The 18,326-nt window shown below is 57.6% G+C and carries 13 protein-coding genes and 2 tRNA genes; 8 read left to right on the top strand and 7 right to left on the bottom strand.

Annotation, left to right across the window (positions count from 1 at the left end):
* Positions 1–5,800, top strand: a 5,800-nt coding sequence (locus G5168_RS04705) for a type I secretion C-terminal target domain-containing protein (protein ID WP_421251894.1), incomplete at its 5' end; no start/stop codon positions are given.
* Positions 5,801–5,870: 70 nt separating this feature from the next.
* On the opposite strand, the gene G5168_RS04700 is transcribed toward G5168_RS04705, so the two are convergent.
* The gene (locus tag G5168_RS04700) at positions 5,871–6,365 is read right to left on the bottom strand and encodes a hypothetical protein (protein ID WP_216952967.1); all 495 of its coding nucleotides are present in this window, start codon (positions 6,363–6,365) and stop codon (positions 5,871–5,873) included.
* 185 nt (positions 6,366–6,550) lie between these two features.
* Between G5168_RS04700 and G5168_RS04695 the strand changes: the two genes are divergently transcribed.
* Complete coding sequence (locus tag G5168_RS04695; protein ID WP_410489652.1) at positions 6,551–8,503, top strand: sensor domain-containing protein; 1,953 nt, start codon at positions 6,551–6,553, stop codon at positions 8,501–8,503.
* A 56-nt stretch (positions 8,504–8,559) separates the two neighbouring features.
* Here the strand turns inward: G5168_RS04695 and rraB are convergent, their stop codons facing one another.
* A complete protein-coding gene (rraB, locus tag G5168_RS04690; protein ID WP_216954308.1) occupies positions 8,560–8,895 on the bottom strand; it encodes a ribonuclease E inhibitor RraB in 336 nt (111 codons plus the stop codon).
* 265 nt (positions 8,896–9,160) lie between these two features.
* Between rraB and G5168_RS04685 the strand changes: the two genes are divergently transcribed.
* From G5168_RS04685 to G5168_RS04670, 4 genes are all read left to right on the top strand, one after another.
* Positions 9,161–9,236, top strand: a tRNA-Phe gene (locus G5168_RS04685).
* 4 nt (positions 9,237–9,240) lie between these two features.
* Positions 9,241–9,316 (top strand) — tRNA-Asn (locus G5168_RS04680).
* 426 nt (positions 9,317–9,742) lie between these two features.
* Entirely contained in the window at positions 9,743–11,017 is a 1,275-nt protein-coding gene (locus G5168_RS04675; protein ID WP_421251893.1) for an alpha/beta hydrolase, read from the top strand.
* 350 nt (positions 11,018–11,367) lie between these two features.
* The gene (locus G5168_RS04670) at positions 11,368–12,093 is read left to right on the top strand and encodes a carbonic anhydrase (RefSeq protein ID WP_421208853.1); all 726 of its coding nucleotides are present in this window, start codon (positions 11,368–11,370) and stop codon (positions 12,091–12,093) included.
* A gap of 86 nt (positions 12,094–12,179) precedes the next feature.
* On the opposite strand, the gene G5168_RS04665 is transcribed toward G5168_RS04670, so the two are convergent.
* Positions 12,180–13,088: a pseudouridine-5'-phosphate glycosidase gene (locus tag G5168_RS04665; RefSeq protein WP_421208849.1), complete on the bottom strand. Its 909-nt coding sequence runs from the start codon at positions 13,086–13,088 to the stop codon at positions 12,180–12,182.
* Complete coding sequence (locus tag G5168_RS04660; RefSeq protein WP_421208848.1) at positions 13,082–14,173, bottom strand: PfkB family carbohydrate kinase; 1,092 nt, start codon at positions 14,171–14,173, stop codon at positions 13,082–13,084. The genes G5168_RS04665 and G5168_RS04660 overlap by 7 nt, the downstream gene beginning before the upstream one ends.
* Before the next feature lie 204 nt (positions 14,174–14,377).
* Here G5168_RS04660 and G5168_RS04655 point away from each other — a divergent pair, with 204 nt between their 5' ends.
* A complete protein-coding gene (locus G5168_RS04655; RefSeq protein ID WP_216954310.1) occupies positions 14,378–14,830 on the top strand; it encodes an RNA methyltransferase in 453 nt (150 codons plus the stop codon).
* 18 nt (positions 14,831–14,848) lie between these two features.
* Here G5168_RS04655 and G5168_RS04650 read toward each other — a convergent pair whose 3' ends face one another.
* A complete protein-coding gene (locus G5168_RS04650) occupies positions 14,849–15,598 on the bottom strand; it encodes a substrate-binding periplasmic protein (RefSeq protein WP_216961110.1) in 750 nt (249 codons plus the stop codon).
* Between the two features lie 193 nt (positions 15,599–15,791).
* Here G5168_RS04650 and G5168_RS04645 point away from each other — a divergent pair, with 193 nt between their 5' ends.
* Complete coding sequence (locus G5168_RS04645) at positions 15,792–16,223, top strand: universal stress protein (RefSeq protein ID WP_216952973.1); 432 nt, start codon at positions 15,792–15,794, stop codon at positions 16,221–16,223.
* Positions 16,224–16,299: 76 nt separating this feature from the next.
* Here the strand turns inward: G5168_RS04645 and G5168_RS04640 are convergent, their stop codons facing one another.
* Together G5168_RS04640 and G5168_RS04635 are read right to left on the bottom strand one after the other, a co-directional pair.
* Entirely contained in the window at positions 16,300–16,929 is a 630-nt protein-coding gene (locus G5168_RS04640; protein WP_216952974.1) for a murein L,D-transpeptidase catalytic domain family protein, read from the bottom strand.
* Between the two features lie 176 nt (positions 16,930–17,105).
* On the bottom strand, positions 17,106–18,212 hold the full coding sequence (locus G5168_RS04635; RefSeq protein ID WP_227342031.1) for a porin: 1,107 nt from the start codon (positions 18,210–18,212) through the stop codon (positions 17,106–17,108).
* Positions 18,213–18,326: the final 114 nt, after the last annotated feature.

Genomic DNA, 18,326 nt, shown 5'->3' with positions numbered 1-18,326 from the left:
TGCGATCCTGGACAGCGACAACGCTGACCTGCCGAGCATCGACCTGGCGGCGATTGGCGATGGCAACCTGTCGGTGGATGAAGCCAAGGCGGTCGAGCTCAAGGGCACGACCAGCAACGTGGAAGATGGCCAGAAGGTCACCCTGACCGTGACCGACGTGAACGGCAAGTCGGTGACCTTCGAGGCGACCGTGAGCGGCGGCAAGTTCAGCACCACCGTAGACCTGGGCGCCAGTGGCCTGGCGGATGGCAAGTTCACCGTGAAGGCGGACGTGACCGACCAGGCGGGCAACCCGGCGAGCGACAAGGAAGAGGCGATCCTGGACAGCGTAGCTTCCTCAGCACCGACCGTGACCATCGTTGATGACACCAATAATGACCAAATGCTGACCAAGGCCGAGATTGGCAATGATCAGATCCAGGTACGTGCCGGGATCAATCACGCAGACCTGGTTGCGGGCGGCAAGGTGACGCTGACTATCAACAATGGCGGGGTGAACAGCACTGTCCAATTGACGCTCAAGGCCGATGGCACCCTGCTGGCAAGCAATGGCAAGAGCTACGGCTATCAGAACGGCACCATCAGCTGGACGGAAACGACCCCGGCCAACGGCAAGTCGCTGACGGTGACGGCGACCCAGACCGACAAGGCGGGCAACGTCTCACAGCCGGGCAGCGACAACGCGCAGATCCTGAATGAAGCGCCGGAGACGGCGAACAAGCAGGCAAACGGCCAGGAAGATGCAGCCAGCATCGCCATTCCGACCCTCAGTGGCAGCGACATTGATGGCAACGTGGTGAGTTTCACCATCAAGAGCCTGCCTGCCAACGGCATCCTCTATCTGAACGGGGTTGCGGTGACAGTGGATCAGAGCATTGCGGTAGCGGACGCCGGCAACCTCACCTTCACACCGAATACGAACTGGAACGGCAACACCAGCTTCAACTATGCGGCGGTAGACAACGACGGCGCCGTGGATGCGAGTCCCGCAACCGTGACCATCAAGGTGGATGCGGTCAACGATCTGCCGACGCTGACCATCTCCAACGGGGTTGTCGTCTCTGAAGAGGGGTTGGCAAACGGCATTGCCGACACGGTCGGCAATCCGGATACCACCAATGCCATCAAGGCGTCCGGTACCCTCTCGGTGGGCGACATCGACAGCAGCACACTCAACATTTCCTTGAATGGACCGGCCGGGCTGACGTCCGGTGGGGCAAAGGTCCAGTGGAGCTGGGATGCGGGCAGCAAGACGCTGGTTGGCTACACAGGGGTGATTGGCGGCGCCGATTACAAGGCTGTGGTCGAGGTCAAGCTGACGGCACCCAATGCCAGTGGAAAGGGTGAGTGGACCTATGACGTGACCCTCAAAGGTCCCCTCGACCACGGGGATACGACCTCGGAAGACAAGTTGTCGTTCCAGCTGGATGTGGAGGTCTCCGATGGCAGCGGCGTCACCAAGGACAAGCTGGATGTCAGTGTTGAGGACGACTCCCCCATTGCTGACAACAGCGATGCCGTTTCCGTGGTGAAGACCGATATTCCGAACGTGCTGACCGGGCTCTTTGACCTGACCAAGTACAGTGGCAACCAGAGCACTCTGAACATGGCGGGCTTTACTATCAGCGCCCTGGGCTTCAAGTCGGCAACAGACTCCTCACTGGTAACGGCGGTGGTCAACGGTTCCAGCTCGGGGCTGGGGGTGGCCAGCGGAGCTGCGCCTTACCACAACCTCGCCAACGAGATTGACTTCCGTCACTTTGCCGACGGATCGTCCGCCTCCGAGCAGCTGATCGTCAGGCTGGATGCGGGCAAGGTTGCCTACGGCGCCAACATCAAGTTCAGCAAGATGTTTGGCGGCGAGCTGGAGAGCGGGGTCGTGGAGTTCTATCGCGGTGGTGTACTGATCAGTACCCTGGTATTCAACTCCAACGCATCGGGTGGGGAGTTCAACCAGAACTTCCAGGTGCAGCAGGGTGGCTTTGATACCATGGTGATCAAGGCGACCAACAACGGCAGCACCAATACCTCCGACAACAGCGACTTCACCGTACAGAGCATCGAGTTCCTCGGTTCCAACACGGCGCAGGCAATTGCCTATGGTTCTGGCACCGTGACCCCGCAGTGGGGGGCGGATGGCAAGGGCTCCATCGGGCTGGTAATGGACCCGGCAACCTTCGAAAATGGTCTGCGAACGGCTTCCGGTTCTGCCATCGCCATCACCGCCAGCGGCGCTAATACCCTGGTCGGGAAGGATGCGGACGGCAACCTCATCTTCAAGCTGGAGTTTACGCCGGCCACAGGCAAGTGGGAGTTCTTCCAGTATCAGCGCATGTCCAAACCTCTGGGTGATGGCGACATCGACTTCCAGGTCCGGGTGGTGGATGGTGACGGCGACGCCAGCATTGGCTCCTTTGCAACCAAGCCTCTCTTCACGCCGCTGGTTCAGGGAGTCTCCAGCGAGAGCGTAACCGAAGGGGGCAATCTGCTGCACAAAGTCACCCTGTCAGATGCGACCCAGGAAGCGACTGAATACGATTTCGCCATTCGTGGTTCGGGTAACAACTCCGCCTCCAACCAGGATTGGGGCAATGCCCAGTTCAGCAATGGTGTGACCTATAACAGCACTACCGGCAAGATCACGGTACCAGCCGGCGTGTCGGACTTCACTGTGACCATCCCGACGGTGAACGATCGCTTGGTCGAAACGAACGAGACCCTCTCGGTGACCATCGGTGGGCAGAGCGGGACCGGCACCATAGTGGACAACGATCGGGCGCCGGTGACCACGGGTGGCTACAGTGCCGGCAAGGAGGACGCGCCACTGGTGCTGAAGTGGGCCCAGTTTGGTGCCAGCGATGATCAGGCCGCTTCTGACCTGAGCGTGCAGATCAACACCCTGCCGCTGAGCGGCAAGCTGGAATACCTGAACGCTGCTGGCCAGTGGATTGCAGTGAAGGTGGGGGATCTTGTCTCCTACGCCGATATCGACAGCGGCCATCTGCGCTTTGTGCCTAGTCTCAATGAATCCAGCAGCAATGCCCTCAATGGTGGCGGTACGACGACGGGCAACCAGCAAGGGGACTACGCCACTCTGGGTTACCAGATCAGCGATGGTGCCAACCTGAGTAACTCAGGCAAGCTGGTGATCGATATCACGGCGGTCGCGGACAAGCCGGTGGTCGACATCAGCCTGACCGGCAACGGCGTCCCGCTTTATACCCAGTACCCGTCGTCCGGCATCTCCACCGGGGCGTTCCAGAGCGGCAACTTCAACAAGGGCAACTTTGGCATCACCAATAGTCTGACCGACAGCACCACCAGTCAGGATCAAGTGGTGGGCGGCAACGGCAATGACTATATCGTCAGCGTGAAGGGCGGCGGCGATTACTTCGTCGGCGGTGCTGGCAATGACGTGCTGGTCGGTGGCAACTCCACCTCAGGTGACACCCTCGACGGCGGTACCGGCAACGATATCCTGGTGGCCGGATTGGGTGGCGACACCCTGTTTGGCGGCGCCGGTACCGACCTGGCCGTACTGATGGGTTCGCGTGCCAACTATGTCATCGAGCGCAGAAGTGACGGCGGTTTCAACTTCCTGGTGAAGGAGAACGGCGTCACCATCAGTAAGTCGCTCTACGACATCGAGTTGGTGCAGTTTGATGACGGCATTTACCAGTTCAACCAGACCGACGGCACCCTGACGGCGGTACAGCCGAGTGTGGTGGATTACCCGCTCGAGATCACTGCTTCCCTGACCGACCGTGATGGTAGCGAGCAGTTCGACAGCCTGGTGCTGACCGGCATGCCGATGGGGTCGACCCTCTATCAGGGCTCCACCGTGCTAGGTACCGTGGGGGCCGATGGCACGCTGACGCTGACCGGTCTGTGGAACCAGAGCGCGTTGGACGTCAAACTGACCGGTCTGACCCTGCGGGTGCCGGGCAGCAGTGCCGGCCAGTTCGACCTCAAGGTAGAAGCCATTGCCAAGGAAGTGGCGACCGATCAGACCAGCAGTGCATCGGATCAGGATTCGATCCGCATGAGCTACTTCCTTTCCACCGAAGGGGAGCCGGGCGATCAGAACCGCACCTATGGCAACGAGCACAATATCGTGGTCGGGGATCTGGATGGCAGCGTGGTACTGCCGGGCCAGAACTACAACATCGCCTTTATGGTCGACAGCTCGGGCAGTATCGGCACCAGCGCCATGAACACCATCAAGAGCCAGTTGGCACAGATCTTCGCCAGCCTCAAAGCGAGCGCAGGTAGCGAAGGGGCTGGTACAGTCAACATCATGCTGGTTGACTTTGATGCTCTGTCGAATGCCAGTATTAGTGTGAACCTGAAAGACAGCAATGCCTTGAATCAGCTGCAGGCTGTAATCGATTCCATGAGTAGCGGAGGGGGGACCAACTATGAAGATGTGTTCAAGACGGTTGCCAACTGGTTCAGTAGTTCTACGGCTCAAAGTAACAGTAATGCCAAGAATCTGTCCTATTTCATTACCGATGGTCAGCCAACTTATTACCTCGGTAACGAAGGCTCCAACCCGAGGGTATTGAATTTCTCAGGTAGCAGCTATGACGTCTATCTCAACAGTCTGCTTGGTGGCACCTATATTCCGGGTCGGGTATATAGCTCCAATGGCTACACCATCATCGACAGCGCTGGCCGAGTGTATGCCGATGGTAGATACAGCAACCCGATCGGTTTTATGCGTCCGGATGGTAGGGGGGGATATACCTACTCAACACTGGATGGTGATGGCGGCACTACCTCCAGCTCAACTATCAATAACTCGGTAGCAGGTTTTGGGCTGCTTACTGGGATGGGGGTTACGGTAGAAGCGATCGGACTGGGGGCCAACATCTCCTACAACGATCTCAAGTCCTATGACTCTGACGGCGTCATCATGACCGGCGTCAACGCCAGCGATTTGGCCAACGCCATCTTGGGCACCTCGGTGAATAACCTGCCGGGCAGTGACCGGATCGACGGCGGTGCTGGCGACGACATCCTGTTCGGGGATGCCATCCACTTCGCCGGTATCAATGGTGAAGGCTACGCGGCCATCAAGCAGTATGTGGCCGGCAAGCTGGGCGCAGGCTCGGTGACCGATGCCCAGGTCCATGACTACATCACGGACCATGCCAGCGAGTTCGATCAGTCCTCCAGCAATGACAAGGCGGACGTGCTGATTGGCGGGGATGGCAACGACATCCTGTTCGGTCAGGGTGGCGATGACTTCCTGTTCGGTGGTGCCGGCAACGACATCCTGTTCGGTGGTGCCGGCAACGACACCCTGTATGGCGAGAGCGGCAACGATACCCTGTACGGTGGCAGCGGCAACGATACCCTGTTTGGTGGTATTGGCGACGATAACCTGATCGGTGGTCTGGGCAATGACATCCTGGTTGGTGGGCTTGGCAATGACATTCTCAAGGGGGATAGCGGTGCCGATACCTTCACCTGGCTGCAGGGCGATACCGCCGCAGGCAGCGTTGCCAAGGATTACGTGGTCGACTTCTCCAAGGCGGAAGGTGACAAGCTGGATCTGAGCGACCTGTTGGATCACGACGGTTCTCGTAACCAGAACGATCTGAAGAGCCTGCTGTCGGTGTTCCAGGACAATGAAGGGGTACATCTACAGGTCAAGGAGAGCAGTACTGCGTCGGTGACTCAGGAAATAGTGCTGATGAACCATACTTTCGATAGTCTGACGGGGGGGGCAGGTACTACTGCCAACCAAGTGATCGATTACATGTTGACCAACAACATGCTCGATATCGACAAGTAAGCCCAACTCGGGACAGTAAAAAAGCGGCAGAGCAATCTGCCGCTTTTTTTATCTTGGCAGGGAGGCGAAATTAGTTGCCGAGTGTGGCAAACAGGCTCTGCTCAAGGGTGCCGCGGGAGACGCAGACCGGCTTGATGGACGGGGCTGATACGCGCTCGCCTGAGGATTCCACAAAGAACAGCTCGGTGTTGCCTTTGACGTTGACGGTGGCCACGCTGCTGTTGCCGCTCTGGGTGATGATCAGGTTGATCTGCAGGTCAGGGTTGCCCAGTGCTACTTTGGAACCCATGGTGCCGCAGTCCAGCCACTCAAGTCCGTCGGCCGACTGGTTGACATTGGCGGTCATCAGGCCGGCACCGCGCTGACTGTTTTCGATGGTGAGGCCGTGGTCGGTGAACCACTTTTCGGCGCGAGCCCACACCAGATCCACCGGGATCGCCATCTCCTGGGTATTGTTGGTCGCCTTGGCGACCGGCGGGTTGTAGCGATATTCCTCACCACCGTTATTGTCGCCAGCACAACCTGCCAGCAGCAGCGCCAATGCGCACCCCATCATCTTTTTCATCTTGCTTCTCTCGTCCATTTATCAGGCCATTGGCCAACCGGTGCCTATTATCACCTGAGCGACAACCTCTGTCAGCATGCGTGCTGCATCGGTGTAAACGGAGGGGTTACCGGGGGTGCTTTACAAAATTGGTTTGCTATCATAGATTTGCTCGAAATTCCTCCATAAGCGCCCCTGTGACCAACATGCTTACCCCGGATCTGCTTCAGCAGATCATCGACCAGTTGCCAATGAGTATCTTCTGTCGTGATAGGCATGGTCGCTACCTGTTTGCCAATCGTGAATTTGCCATTGAGGCCAAGCTGGGTTCACCCGCCGAGGTGGTCGGCAAGAGTGATGCAGAGATGCCATGGGGCGATGTATTTCGTACCGAGGACGCGCAGTTGCTGACGGGGGGCGTTCCCTTGCTTCATCAACAGTTGCACTGTAATCGGGGCGGTGAGACCTGCTGGATGGAGGTGCACAAGATCCCGCTTTACACGGCTCAGGGTGAGCCATATGCCGTATTCGGAATGGTCAACGAGATTGCCCAGCGCAAGCACCTGGAACAGACGGTCAAAAAACAGCAGGTGTTGCAGCGTTTTCTGCTCGATGCCATCCCTGACCTGATCCGTTTCGATGATCACAACGGTGTGTTGCTGGAGTGCAACCAGGCGTTTCTCGACTTTATTGGTCAGGGGGCGGATGAGGTGCTGGGTCAGCAGCTGCCGTTCCGGCTGGCGGCACCCCAAGGGATGGGCCACGGCGAATGTTGTCTGCTGGATGCCAGAGGGCAGGGACGGCATATGGAGATCACCCGGGTCGATGTCCCCGATGGGGATGGTCACTCCCTCGGGATCCTGACGCTGGGGCGCGATATCACTGGCTTGCGCACCACTCAGGCACAGTTGCAGCAGGAGCAGCACTACGACAGCCTCACCGGGCTGCTCAAACTCTCCCGTTTCTTGCAGACCAGCCGCCATTTGGGGGGCCGCAGCGCCACACTGGTGCTGGTCGATCTGCACCACTTTCGTGAGGTTAACGATCGCTTCGGGATCCGGATTGCTGATCGCCTGCTGAGCCAGGTGGCCAAGCGACTACAGCAATTGGTTCCGCCGCGAACCTTGCTCTGCCGGGTGGCTGCCGATGACTTCTGTCTGTTACTCCCCGATTTCAACGAGCCGTTGCAGGAGTGGAACCAGCATCTGCAGCAGCAGTTGATGGAGTACTATCAGGTGGAAGAGCATCGTATCCAGATCCCGGTGTTTCTGGGGCTGGCTCAGGGGCGGGCAAGCGATGCCGAGCGGTTGCTCAGCCATGCTGAAGCGGCGCTGGCGCAGGGCAAGCGGCAGCAGCAGTACTGCACTCTGTTTGATCCGGCGCTGCACGCCCGGCTCAAGCGGCGTCAACTGATCGCCGCCCAGTTACCGCTCGCCATCAAGTCATCCCAGCTGGTTGCCGTCTACCAACCCATTATCAGCAGCACAACCCATCAGCTTTGTGGTGCAGAATTGCTTTGCCGCTGGCCGCATCCTGAACTTGGCATGATCTCGCCGGAAGAATTTATTCCACTGGCCGAAGAGATGGGGATCATCGGCCAACTTGGTCAACTGATGCTGGAGTTGGGGTGTGCTCAGTTGGCCCAGTGGCAAACCGATCAGCCGGATATGGTACTCTCCATCAACCTTTCGCCGTTGCAGTTTCGTGATCCGGCGCTCTGCAAGCAGGTGCAGGGCTGCATTGCCCGTCATGGTCTGAATGCAGGCCAGCTGGAGCTGGAGATCACTGAAGGAGTCTTGATGGAGAATGCCGATGAGATCGAGACCAACCTGGATAACCTGATCGCCGCCGGTTTTCAACTGGCCATCGATGATTTCGGTACTGGGTATTGCTCGCTGGCCTATCTGCCAAGGCTCAAGGTCGCCACGCTCAAGCTGGATCGCAGCTTCACCCAGGGGTTGGTCAGCAACAGTGCCACCACCGCCATCGTGAGATCGGTCATCGGACTTGGCCATGAGCTGGGGATCTGCATTACTGCAGAAGGGGTGGAAACCGTCGAGCAACAGTTGTGGCTGACCCAGGCGGGGTGTGATCGGCTACAGGGTTATCTGTTCAGCCCCCCGTTGCCGCCCGAGCAGTTTGCCGCCAGTTATTTGTGACAGTCTGCAATAACAGAGAGGCCACCCGCAGGTGGCCTCTCTGTTTGTGGCAGGGATCAATCCTGAAAGTAGGTGCCCCAGCCATCGTAGTCCACCCCGTATTTTTCCAGGATGGGCAGCATCTTTTCGATATCGGCAACGATGGCTTCGACATCCAGCTTGCACTCGATGGTGGCATCGAAGCAGAAGATGGTGGCGCCGTCATCCAGTTCCATCTCTTCGGCATCGGTCACTTCAAAACCGGCCTTGAACAGGTCAACCGCTGCTTTTTCCAGACGGTCGAAATCCTGGCAGGCGAAGTGGTGCTCGATGTCGTAATCCGCATCGGGATTGCTGCCATCGGCCAGCAGTTCGTTGACGATCTCGGTGGTCTCTTCACGCCACTCTTGCATATTCAGACTCATGTTGCCTCCAGGCGGTATCATTGCGGCAAAGCATACTCGCAGAGTGGATTCGGCTCAATGTGGCAAAGCTATAGAGGCCGTGATTTCCCGCGGTTTGGTGATCATTCATATATGAGGCGGGTCACGGTTAGGCAGATTTCTGCTCCGAAACGGCTAATAACCGTTCATTGCGTTCAGTTGTTGAGCGAACGTGCTTTTTATCGTGCCATCATGGTTGACACTCTGCGCTGGAAAGGGTTTAATGCGCGCCGTTGCCCAGATAGCTCAGTCGGTAGAGCAGGGGATTGAAAATCCCCGTGTCGGCGGTTCGATTCCGTCTCTGGGCACCACAATTCCTCCTTAGTTCAGTCGGTAGAACGGCGGACTGTTAATCCGTATGTCACTGGTTCAAGTCCAGTAGGAGGAGCCAAATTCGAAAAGCCCGCTCAATCGAGCGGGCTTTTTCATTTCTAGTTGCTGTTGCATGCTGCCAAAAAGAGCGTCGCGCCACAGGTGGCACTGAACAGCAGCATTCCGGTCTGCAACATGCTGCCAGGGCATGGCTTCTTCTCTCTTTTTCTGGCCCTGATCCACTTCGGTTTCATCACATTCCCTTATCCATTTTGTCGGCCTGAATGGCTGCACTCCTGTGCAGGCGAGCCATCTTTGTTGAATGGCGCCATGGCGTCAATCTCCCCCGCAAAACAATTAATTCAGCACCGTTGAAGAGCGGCTTGTCTGGTGATGTTTCGACCTTTAAGCCATTGTTAACATTTTGGAAAACCGGAGTGACCCTGTGGCTGGGCGAGGATATGATGGGGTCAATGATGTTCCCATCCTGACGGAGAGACCCCAGATGAACAGCCCCTTGAGCTATGTACTGGACGGCATTCATTGCGAGCCGCACTTTTTTACCGTTCCCCTCGATCATGATGAGCCGGATGGTGACAGCATTACCCTGTTTGCCCGCACCCTCTGCTGCAAAGACAAACTCGATGACAAGCTCCCTTGGCTGCTGTTTCTGCAAGGGGGGCCGGGATTCGGGGCGCCGCGCCCGACGGCTAACAGTGGTTGGCTCAAGCGGGCGTTGCAGGAGTTCAGAGTGCTGCTGCTGGATCAGCGTGGCACCGGGATGTCGAGCCCCATCCATGGGCATATTCTGGCCAAAATGACACCGACCGAGCAGGCGGAGTATCTCAGCCATTTTCGCGCCGACAGCATAGTGCAAGATGCTGAGTTCATCCGGCAGGAGCTCAGCCCCAAGCATCGCTGGAGCCTGCTGGGGCAAAGTTTTGGCGGTTTTTGCTGCCTGACCTATCTCTCGCTCTTCCCCGATAGCCTGCGGGAGGTCTATATCACCGGCGGTATCGCGCCGATCAGCCGCAGTGCCGAGGAGGTTTACCGTGCCACCTACCAGAGGGTGGCTGACAAGAACCGTGCCTTCTTCGCCCGCTTCCCCCACGCTCAGGGGATTGCCAACCGGCTGGCCAACCATCTGCACCATCACGATGTGCGGCTGCCCAACGGCCAGCGCCTGACGGTGGAGCAGTTCCAGCAGCAAGGGCTGGATCTCGGCGCTACGGGTGCTTTCGAGGAGCTTTATTACCTGCTGGAGGAGGCCTTTATCGGTGACAAGCTGAGCCCGGCCTTTCTCTATCAGGTGCAGAGCATGCAGCCATTCAATACCAACCCGCTGTTTGCCATTCTGCACGAGGCTATCTACGCCGAAGGGGAGGCGACTCGCTGGGCGGCGGATCGGGTCAGAGGGGAGTTTCCTGCGGTGAACTGGGCGCCTGGCAAGGATTTCGCCTTCACCGGCGAGATGGTTTACCCCTGGTTGTTCGAGCAGTTCCGCGAGTTGCTGCCCCTGAAAGAGGCGGCCCATCTGCTGGCCAACAAGGCGGACTGGGGGGCGCTCTATAATCCGGCCCAACTGGCCCGCAACCAGGTGCCGGTAGCATGCGCCGTTTATGCCGAGGATATGTATGTGGAGTTTGATTACAGTCGTGAGACCCTGCGTGGGCTTGGCAACAGTCGCGCCTGGATCACCAATGAGTATGAGCACAACGGTTTGCGTGCCGATGGTGAAGCGATTCTTGATCGTCTGATCGCCCTGAATCGCGACCGTTAATTGCCGTTATCGGCAACCATCGCGGGAGCCCGTACTCCCGCGATGGTTGTGATGGATGGTTGTTATGAAAGCGTGACACCCTGAACCTTGTCCCGCACCTGCCAGTGGAGGAGTGGATAGCCGACTGATTAATTTCCCCCTCTTTCACTGTCTCTGCCGATCCCTCACCATATACTTGCCAAACGACTCTGTATTGAGCCGCGGTCAAACCGATTGACCAGCCCGTGCTCATTACCATTAGAAAGTCGCTCCGATGCTCTGTATCCCGCGTATCAGATATGCCATCTCTGCATGCCCCGCTATCCGGGGGAGGGGATGGTCGTGCTTTTCAATCAAGATAAGGATGTATGATGAGAAAGTCTCTGTTGGCCTGCTCCCTGTTGCTGTGCCCTGTCGTGTTTGCTGCCACCCCCCATTGGGAATATAGCGGTGAGGTGGGGCCTGCCCACTGGGCCAAGCTGACCCCTGAGTTTGGCCAGTGTGCGGGTAGCAATCAGTCGCCGGTTGACCTGAACGGATTGGTCGAGGCCAAACTGGCCCCGCTGGTACTCCACTATCAGGCGGGTGGCAACACAGTGGTCAACAATGGTCATACCGTGCAGGTCGGTTATGCCCCGGGCAGCATTTTGCAACTCGATGGCACCAGGTTTGAGCTCAAGCAGTTCCACTTCCACGCCCCGAGTGAAAACCTCATCGAGGGCAAATCCTATCCGCTGGAAGGGCATCTGGTGCACGTCAGTGACAAGGAAGAGATCGCCGTGGTGGCGGTGATGTTCGAGGCTGGCAAGGCCAATCCTGCGCTGGCGGCAGCTTGGAGTGCATTACCTGCCAAGGTGGGGGAGATCCAGGCCCTCAAGGCGCCGCTCTCTGCTGAGCAACTGCTGCCGGAAAGCCATGACTACTATCGCTTCAGCGGTTCCCTTACTACGCCCCCCTGCTCGGAAGGAGTGCGCTGGCTGGTGATGAAGCAGCCGGTTGAGGTCAGTCAGACCCAGATCGACGCATTCAAGGCGGTGATGCACCACCCCAACAACCGGCCGGTGCAGCCACTCAATGGGCGCGTGGTACTGCAATAACACAGCGTTGCAATAGCGCTGCAGATAGCAAAAACAACAAGAGGGCCGCGAGGCCCTCTTTTACATGGCGAGGTATCGGCGTGCGATCACAGGCTGGCAGCGATCCGGGCACCGAGGGCAGCGTTGTTCAGTACCAGCTGGATGTTGGCCGCCAGCGAGTTGCCGCCAGTCAGCTCGCAGACGCGAGCCAGCAGGAAGGGGGTTGAGGCCTTGCCCTTGATCCCCTGCTCATCGGCTTCACGCAGCGCTTGGGCAATGGCTGCGTCGATATCGGCTTTTGGCATGGCGTGTGCGCTCGGGATGGGGTTGGCCACCACGGCGCCGCCCGCCAGTCCCAGCTCCCACTTGAGGCGCAACGCCTCGGCGATGGCTGCCGGGGTATCGAGGCGATAATCGACCTTGAAGCCGCTCTCGCGGGTGTAGAAGGCGGGCAGCTCCTCGGTTTGATAGCCGATCACCGGTACCCCCTGGGTCTCCAGATACTCCAGGGTCAGCCCGATATCGAGGATCGACTTGGCACCGGCACAGACTACGGCTACCGGCGTTTGTGCCAGCTCCTGCAGATCGGCCGAGATATCGAAGGTCTCCTGCGCGCCGCGATGTACCCCGCCGATCCCGCCGGTGGCAAAGACCCGGATCCCCGCCATGGCGGCGATGATCATGGTCGAGGCGACCGTGGTGGCCCCCATCCCCTTGCGTGCCAGCACGAACGGAATGTCGCGGCGGCTGCACTTGGTAACCGCATGGCCAGCCCGACCGAGGGCCTCCAGCGCACCGGCATCCAGTCCCACCTTGAGGCGGCCATCGAGGATGGCGATGGTGGCTGGAATGGATCCGTTATCGCGCACCACCTGCTCCACCTGACGGGCCGTCTCCACGTTCTGCGGATAGGGCATGCCGTGGGAGATGATGGTGGATTCGAGGGCAACCACCGGTTTGCCAGCAGCTAGCGCGGCAGCCACTTCCGGTTGGATATCGAGGTAAGCGTTCAGCATGAGTACTCCTCCAGTATGCGGTCAACGGCGGTCTTGCTCAGACCGGAAAAAACGGTATCGGAACAATTGACGGTGAGGGCGGCGCAGCCCAAGGCAAAGCGGGTGGTTTGGGCAATGTCGAGCTCTTGCAGCCAGGCGTGGGCGAGGCCAGCCATAAAGGCATCCCCGCCGCCGGTGACGTTGAGCACCGGACTACCCAGCACAGGCAGGTGGCCCTGTTGCTCGCCATCGCTGTAAAAGATCCCCTGTTCACCCAGACTGAGGAACAGTCGCTTGACCCCGGCGAGGTGGAACCAGGCGGCCACCATGGGCCAGGTTTCGGGCCCGGCGATGGTCATGCCGCACAACTGCTCGGCTTCACTGCGATTGGGTTTGAGGGTGTGGATCTTGCCGAGCCAGGGGCGGATCTTCTCCACCTTGGCCACCGAAACGGTATCGACAAAGATGGCGTGCTCTCCCTGCCGCTCGAACAGCCAGTCGAGGGTGTGGATGGCCAGATTGGTGTCGAGCACCCAAAGCCGGGCACCGCCGAGAAAGCCACCGAGCGGGGTCAGGCGGGCAGGGGTGAGCTGCTCTATGATGGCCATGTCGTTGATGGCGCAGCTCATTTCGCCGCTGCCATCATGCAGGCTGAGGTAGCAAGAGGTAGTGTGGCCATCGAGCACCAGGGTCTGGCGTACATCGACGCCGGCTCGTTGACTCACCTCTAGCAGATGGTGACCATACTGGTCGTTGCCGACGGCAGTCAGCAACCGGGTATCGCTCCCTAATCGCGCCAGATTCTCGGCGATATTGCGGCCGACACCACCGGCTGAAGTGCGCACTTTGCCCGGGTTGGAGTCACCGAGCAGCAGGTTGTCGTGGCTGGTGCCACAAATATCCATATTGGCACCGCCGATCACCACTACGTAGGGGCCTTCTCGCAGTACATAACCTCTGCCTTGCACATATCCCTGCCGGATCAGGCTGGAGATGTGGCTGGCCAGCGCGGAGCGGCTGATGCCGAGGCGATCGGCCAGATCCTGCTGGGCAATCATGGGATCCTGACGCAGCAGGGCTAGGATCTCTTGTTCACGCTCAGTCATAGACAAACATCCATTTACAAACGTTTGTCCATTATTGCTGGGAAACGTTTGCTGGCTATCGGCTTGTACAAAATTTGTCGGCTTGCGCACAAAAAATCGACATTCAAAGCTGGGTTGGCAAGCGGTTTAGCTGGGGAGGGGACTTTTAACGGGTCGGTGGCCCTGCAACGGCTTATAATGGCCGTCGCAAGATGAGGAGAGATGATGGAAAAGAGTGCATTCTGCTGCGTGGGGTTGGTCAATCCCAAGTCCCCGGAAAATGTCGGTTCCGTGATGCGGGCTGCGGGTTGTTACGGGGTGGACGAGGTCTACTACACCGGCAACCGCTTCGAGCTGGCGCGCCGCTTTGCCACTGATACCAAGCAGATGGTGGAGAAGATCCCGCTGCTCGGGGTGGATGATCTGATGGCGTTTATCCCGCAGGGATGCGTGCCCGTGGTGGTCGATCTGATCGACGGCGCTACACCGCTCCCCGACTATGTCCATCCGGAACGCGCTTTTTATATCTTCGGGCCGGAGGATGGTACGCTCGATCCTGCCCTCTATGGCGCGGTGAAAGATGTGGTTTATGTGCCGACCAGTGGCTGTATGAATCTGGCGGCCTCGGTCAATGTGATCCTCTACGACCGCTTGGCCAAGGGAATGAGGGGAGAGTAATTAGCGCAACGTTATCATTCAGTCTGCAGGACTGGCAGCCACTTTCTGTTCCAGTTCTTCGATAAAACCCTGATAGTAGTCATAGAGCTGATAGTGCTTATAGATCTCTGCCAGACCCCCGCTGCGGATCAACTCAACCATTCCCTTATCCCAGAGCTGTAACATCCGGTTGCCTTGCTGGGTATCGGCAAAAATGGGATAGGTCGGGATCCAGCGCAGGAAGACGCGATGCAGCTCGGGAGGGATAGCCTCATCCACATAGAGCACGCCGGCAGTGAGGTAAAAGCGATATCGCTCTTTACCAAGCAGTTGCAGGGCCAGCTCATCGCTGTCAATTTCATGCCACTGCATGGTGACCGCAATGTACTTGTCGAATGCCCAGCCCCGCCGCCATATCACGGTTTGCCCTTCCAGACTTTTCTCCCCTTGCCACTGGGGTTGCCATTTCTTGAGCATGAACACGGTCAGGTCATCCGCTGATGCCGGATAGCGAGATTGCTGGACGCCGGATACTTCATCGCGATATACCCCCATGGCGATATCTCCCCCTTTTTTTGCAATGACAGCGAGAGCGCGCTTATAGGGCACAATATGGGGGGTTACCTGATAGCCGTGAGGCTGGTAGATGGCTCGCACCAGATCTAGATAGAGGCCTTTGCCATCCTTTTGACAAAAACCGGGCCAATCATCGCAATAAACGTCAATAGACTCTGCCCGGCAATTCGCCGCAGTGAACAGACAACAGAGCAACAGACAGATGCGTAGCATGGTCAGAGCTGGCCTCGCTGGGGCAGAGGAAAAAACACTGATACCCTACTTTATACCATGGCATTGATGGCGACGGCGTACAGAAAAAATCCCTGATGTTCATTTTGCGACAGGGTCGAGAGTTATTTTCAATCTGATGGTTATGATGAACTCAAGATTCAATAGTACCCCAATCAGTAGAGGAGACTGCATTATGCCATCGATCAAAACTCTGCTTTGTCCTGTCGATTTTTCCCAAATGTCCCGGGCGGTACTCGACTATGCCGTATTCATGGCGCAGAGCCATGAGGCCCAGCTCAAGCTGATCCATGTCGTAGACCAACTGCACGGCTTTGACAGTTACAAAATTCTTCATATGACAGCCGTTGAGATCACTCACGAAATGGAGCGTCAGGCCAGAGCCCAACTCAAAGAGCTGATTGCCACCCTGCCTATTCCGGCAACGTTTGATATTCGCTTTGGCAGGGCAGCGGATGAAATCATTATCCAGGCCAAGGAAGACGAGGTTGAACTGATCGTTATGGGGAGTCACGGCCGCTCCGGCATCAGCCATCTGCTGGTAGGCAGCGTTGCCGAATCCGTGGTGCGTCATGCTCCGTGCCCGGTCCTGGTGGTGCGCCAATAACTCGTCCCGTTTAGTGTGAGAGCGTGACAAACAAGGCCAGCGATTGCTGGCCTTGTGTTTTATGGTGTTGTGCCCGTTAGCCGTGGGCGTAGATGACACTGCCCCCTTTTATGGTATCTATGATGGCCCTGGCTTGTTCCTTTGGCAGGGCGGGACAGCCCCAGCTGCGGCCCAGTTTGTCATATTTGCGCAGATGGTTTGGGCTGGCATAGGCGGCGCCATGCACCACGATGGCACGTTTGCGGGCATTGCAGTTTTTGCCGGGGCTGAGCCCATCCAGCCGCAGGGAGTAGCCATGCTTGCCCAAGTAGGTTTCTGCGGTACGATAGACGCCGAGGGAGCTTTGTCGGGAGTTGAGCTGGTTGGAAAAGCGCTCTGCGGCTAGTTCACCTGAGTTGCGGCCATGGCTTACCCAGGTGTGATAAAGCAGTTTGTGACGTTTCATGTCGATGACGAACAGCCTGCGCTGAGTCGAAGGCTTGCTGTAATCAATGATGGTCAGGATGGATTTTTGCTTGCTGCGTACGCTTTGATAGCTGACAAGGGCTTTTTGAAAGGTTTGTCTGTCGAGTTTGCCGGCCAGCCCAAGCTGCTGATAGAGGTTGCGCTCACTACTGGCGGCGCTATTCCCGCTCCAGCCGATGCTCACCAGCAACAGTAACACTGGCCACAGTGGCCCCCACCGTTTTCCGAGTAACTCTGTCATCCCTGCTCCCCTCTTTGCGCATCCTTGCTTGTCCAACGGGCTGAAATTACAGCTATCCGCTCGATAGTTATATGCAAGGTGCTGAAAACGCGCAATAAAAAACCGGCCGCAGAGCGGCCGGAAGAAATTCAAACAGTAGACATTGGTTTCACAGGGTATAACCGACAGTCAACCTTTTAGAAGTTGTACTGCAGGGCGACAGCAACAACGTCGTCGGTGTTCTTGCCCAGAGAGTTGGTGGACTTGCCATCAACAGAGTCAAGCAGGTTCAGCTTGTAGTCAACGTAGGCGTTGAAGTTCTCGGTAAAGTTGTACCAGGCACCGATGGATACGTACTCGGTGTAGGTGTCGTCAATGCCGTGGGCAGTATCTTTGACGTCAGTGCGCAGGTAAGCCAGAGAAGGCTTGAATTTGCCGATGGTGTACTGGGCAACGGCTTCGTAACCATCCATCTTCTCGGCGTAGCCGTTGTTGACGAACAGGTGGTTCTCACCGTGGGAATAGGTTGCCGCCAGATAGAGGTCGCCTGCAGCATATTTGGCACCGAAGCCCATCAGCTTGGCATCTTTCTCGCCGCCAAAGGCTGCGTAGCGGGCCTGTTCGGCAGTTTTGCCAGCCTGGTTGTATGCAGCGCCTAGGCTCAGACCCATATCGAAGTCATAGTTGGCAGAGAAGGCAAAGCCCTCTTTGGAACCAGTGCTGTTCCAGCTCTCACCGTTGTAGAGGTTACCGTTGAAGGACTCGGCAATGGCGCTGCGGCCAGCATTTTGCGGGGTATTGTTACCAGTGAACTGGGCACCCAGAGTCAGACCTTCGTAGTTGAAGATGTACTGAGCCAGACCGTTGGTACGGCCGGTACCGAATACTTCGGTATCTTTGCCCAGGCCATCACCACCCCATTCGGGCAGTACGTCGGTATAGTTGTTTACGGCCTTGGTGAACAGACCATCCTGACGGCCATAACTGAAGGCACCGAAGCGATCGTGCTGGATGCCGGCATAGGCGTAACGCAGTTCATCGTTGTCAGAACCGGAGGTCGGCAGGTTGTATTCGGCAAAGCCGAATGCCTTCATCTCGGGAGCGATCTTGGTCTCGCCAGCAACGTGCAGACGGAAGTAGCTCTGATCTCCTTCGGCGCTGTTGTTGTCAGTGCCGTAGTAGGCACCCTGGGCACGGCCACCGATATCCAGCTTGGTGTCGTTCTGGTTGTAAACGGTAGCAGCGTGGGCGCCACTGGCCAGCAGCAAGCTGGAGATGGCCATAGTCAGTGCAGACTTTTTCATATCCTTATTTCCTCTGATGTAAACACTTCCGAACCTGTGGTCGGTTCTATGGAAATCGGAAAGGGTCCGATAGCCACACGGTAGGCGCTTGAACCTTGACTGGGCCTGAATCTG

Source organism: Aeromonas sp. 600724 (assembly GCF_049175135.1).
Classification (GTDB): Bacteria; Pseudomonadota; Gammaproteobacteria; order Enterobacterales; family Aeromonadaceae; genus Aeromonas; species Aeromonas veronii_A.
The sequence above is the reverse complement of the archived record's forward strand: the minus strand, read 5'-3'. Positions and strand labels throughout refer to the sequence as shown.

What these genes read in the sequence shown, in the direction of transcription:
- G5168_RS04675 (WP_421251893.1), top strand. Translation starts at nt 9,743, where the DNA reads ATGAACAGCCCCTTGAGCTATGTACTGGACGGCATTCATTGCGAGCCG.
- G5168_RS04640 (WP_216952974.1), bottom strand. Translation starts at nt 16,929, where the DNA reads ATGACAGAGTTACTCGGAAAACGGTGGGGGCCACTGTGGCCAGTGTTA.
- G5168_RS04700 (WP_216952967.1), bottom strand. Translation starts at nt 6,365, where the DNA reads ATGAAAAAGATGATGGGGTGCGCATTGGCGCTGCTGCTGGCAGGTTGT.
- G5168_RS04670 (WP_421208853.1), top strand. Translation starts at nt 11,368, where the DNA reads ATGAGAAAGTCTCTGTTGGCCTGCTCCCTGTTGCTGTGCCCTGTCGTG.
- G5168_RS04655 (WP_216954310.1), top strand. Translation starts at nt 14,378, where the DNA reads ATGGAAAAGAGTGCATTCTGCTGCGTGGGGTTGGTCAATCCCAAGTCC.
- rraB (WP_216954308.1), bottom strand. Translation starts at nt 8,895, where the DNA reads ATGCAAGAGTGGCGTGAAGAGACCACCGAGATCGTCAACGAACTGCTG.
- G5168_RS04660 (WP_421208848.1), bottom strand. Translation starts at nt 14,173, where the DNA reads ATGACTGAGCGTGAACAAGAGATCCTAGCCCTGCTGCGTCAGGATCCC.
- G5168_RS04695 (WP_410489652.1), top strand. Translation starts at nt 6,551, where the DNA reads ATGCTTACCCCGGATCTGCTTCAGCAGATCATCGACCAGTTGCCAATG.
- G5168_RS04665 (WP_421208849.1), bottom strand. Translation starts at nt 13,088, where the DNA reads ATGCTGAACGCTTACCTCGATATCCAACCGGAAGTGGCTGCCGCGCTA.
- G5168_RS04645 (WP_216952973.1), top strand. Translation starts at nt 15,792, where the DNA reads ATGCCATCGATCAAAACTCTGCTTTGTCCTGTCGATTTTTCCCAAATG.
- G5168_RS04650 (WP_216961110.1), bottom strand. Translation starts at nt 15,598, where the DNA reads ATGCTACGCATCTGTCTGTTGCTCTGTTGTCTGTTCACTGCGGCGAAT.
- G5168_RS04635 (WP_227342031.1), bottom strand. Translation starts at nt 18,212, where the DNA reads ATGAAAAAGTCTGCACTGACTATGGCCATCTCCAGCTTGCTGCTGGCC.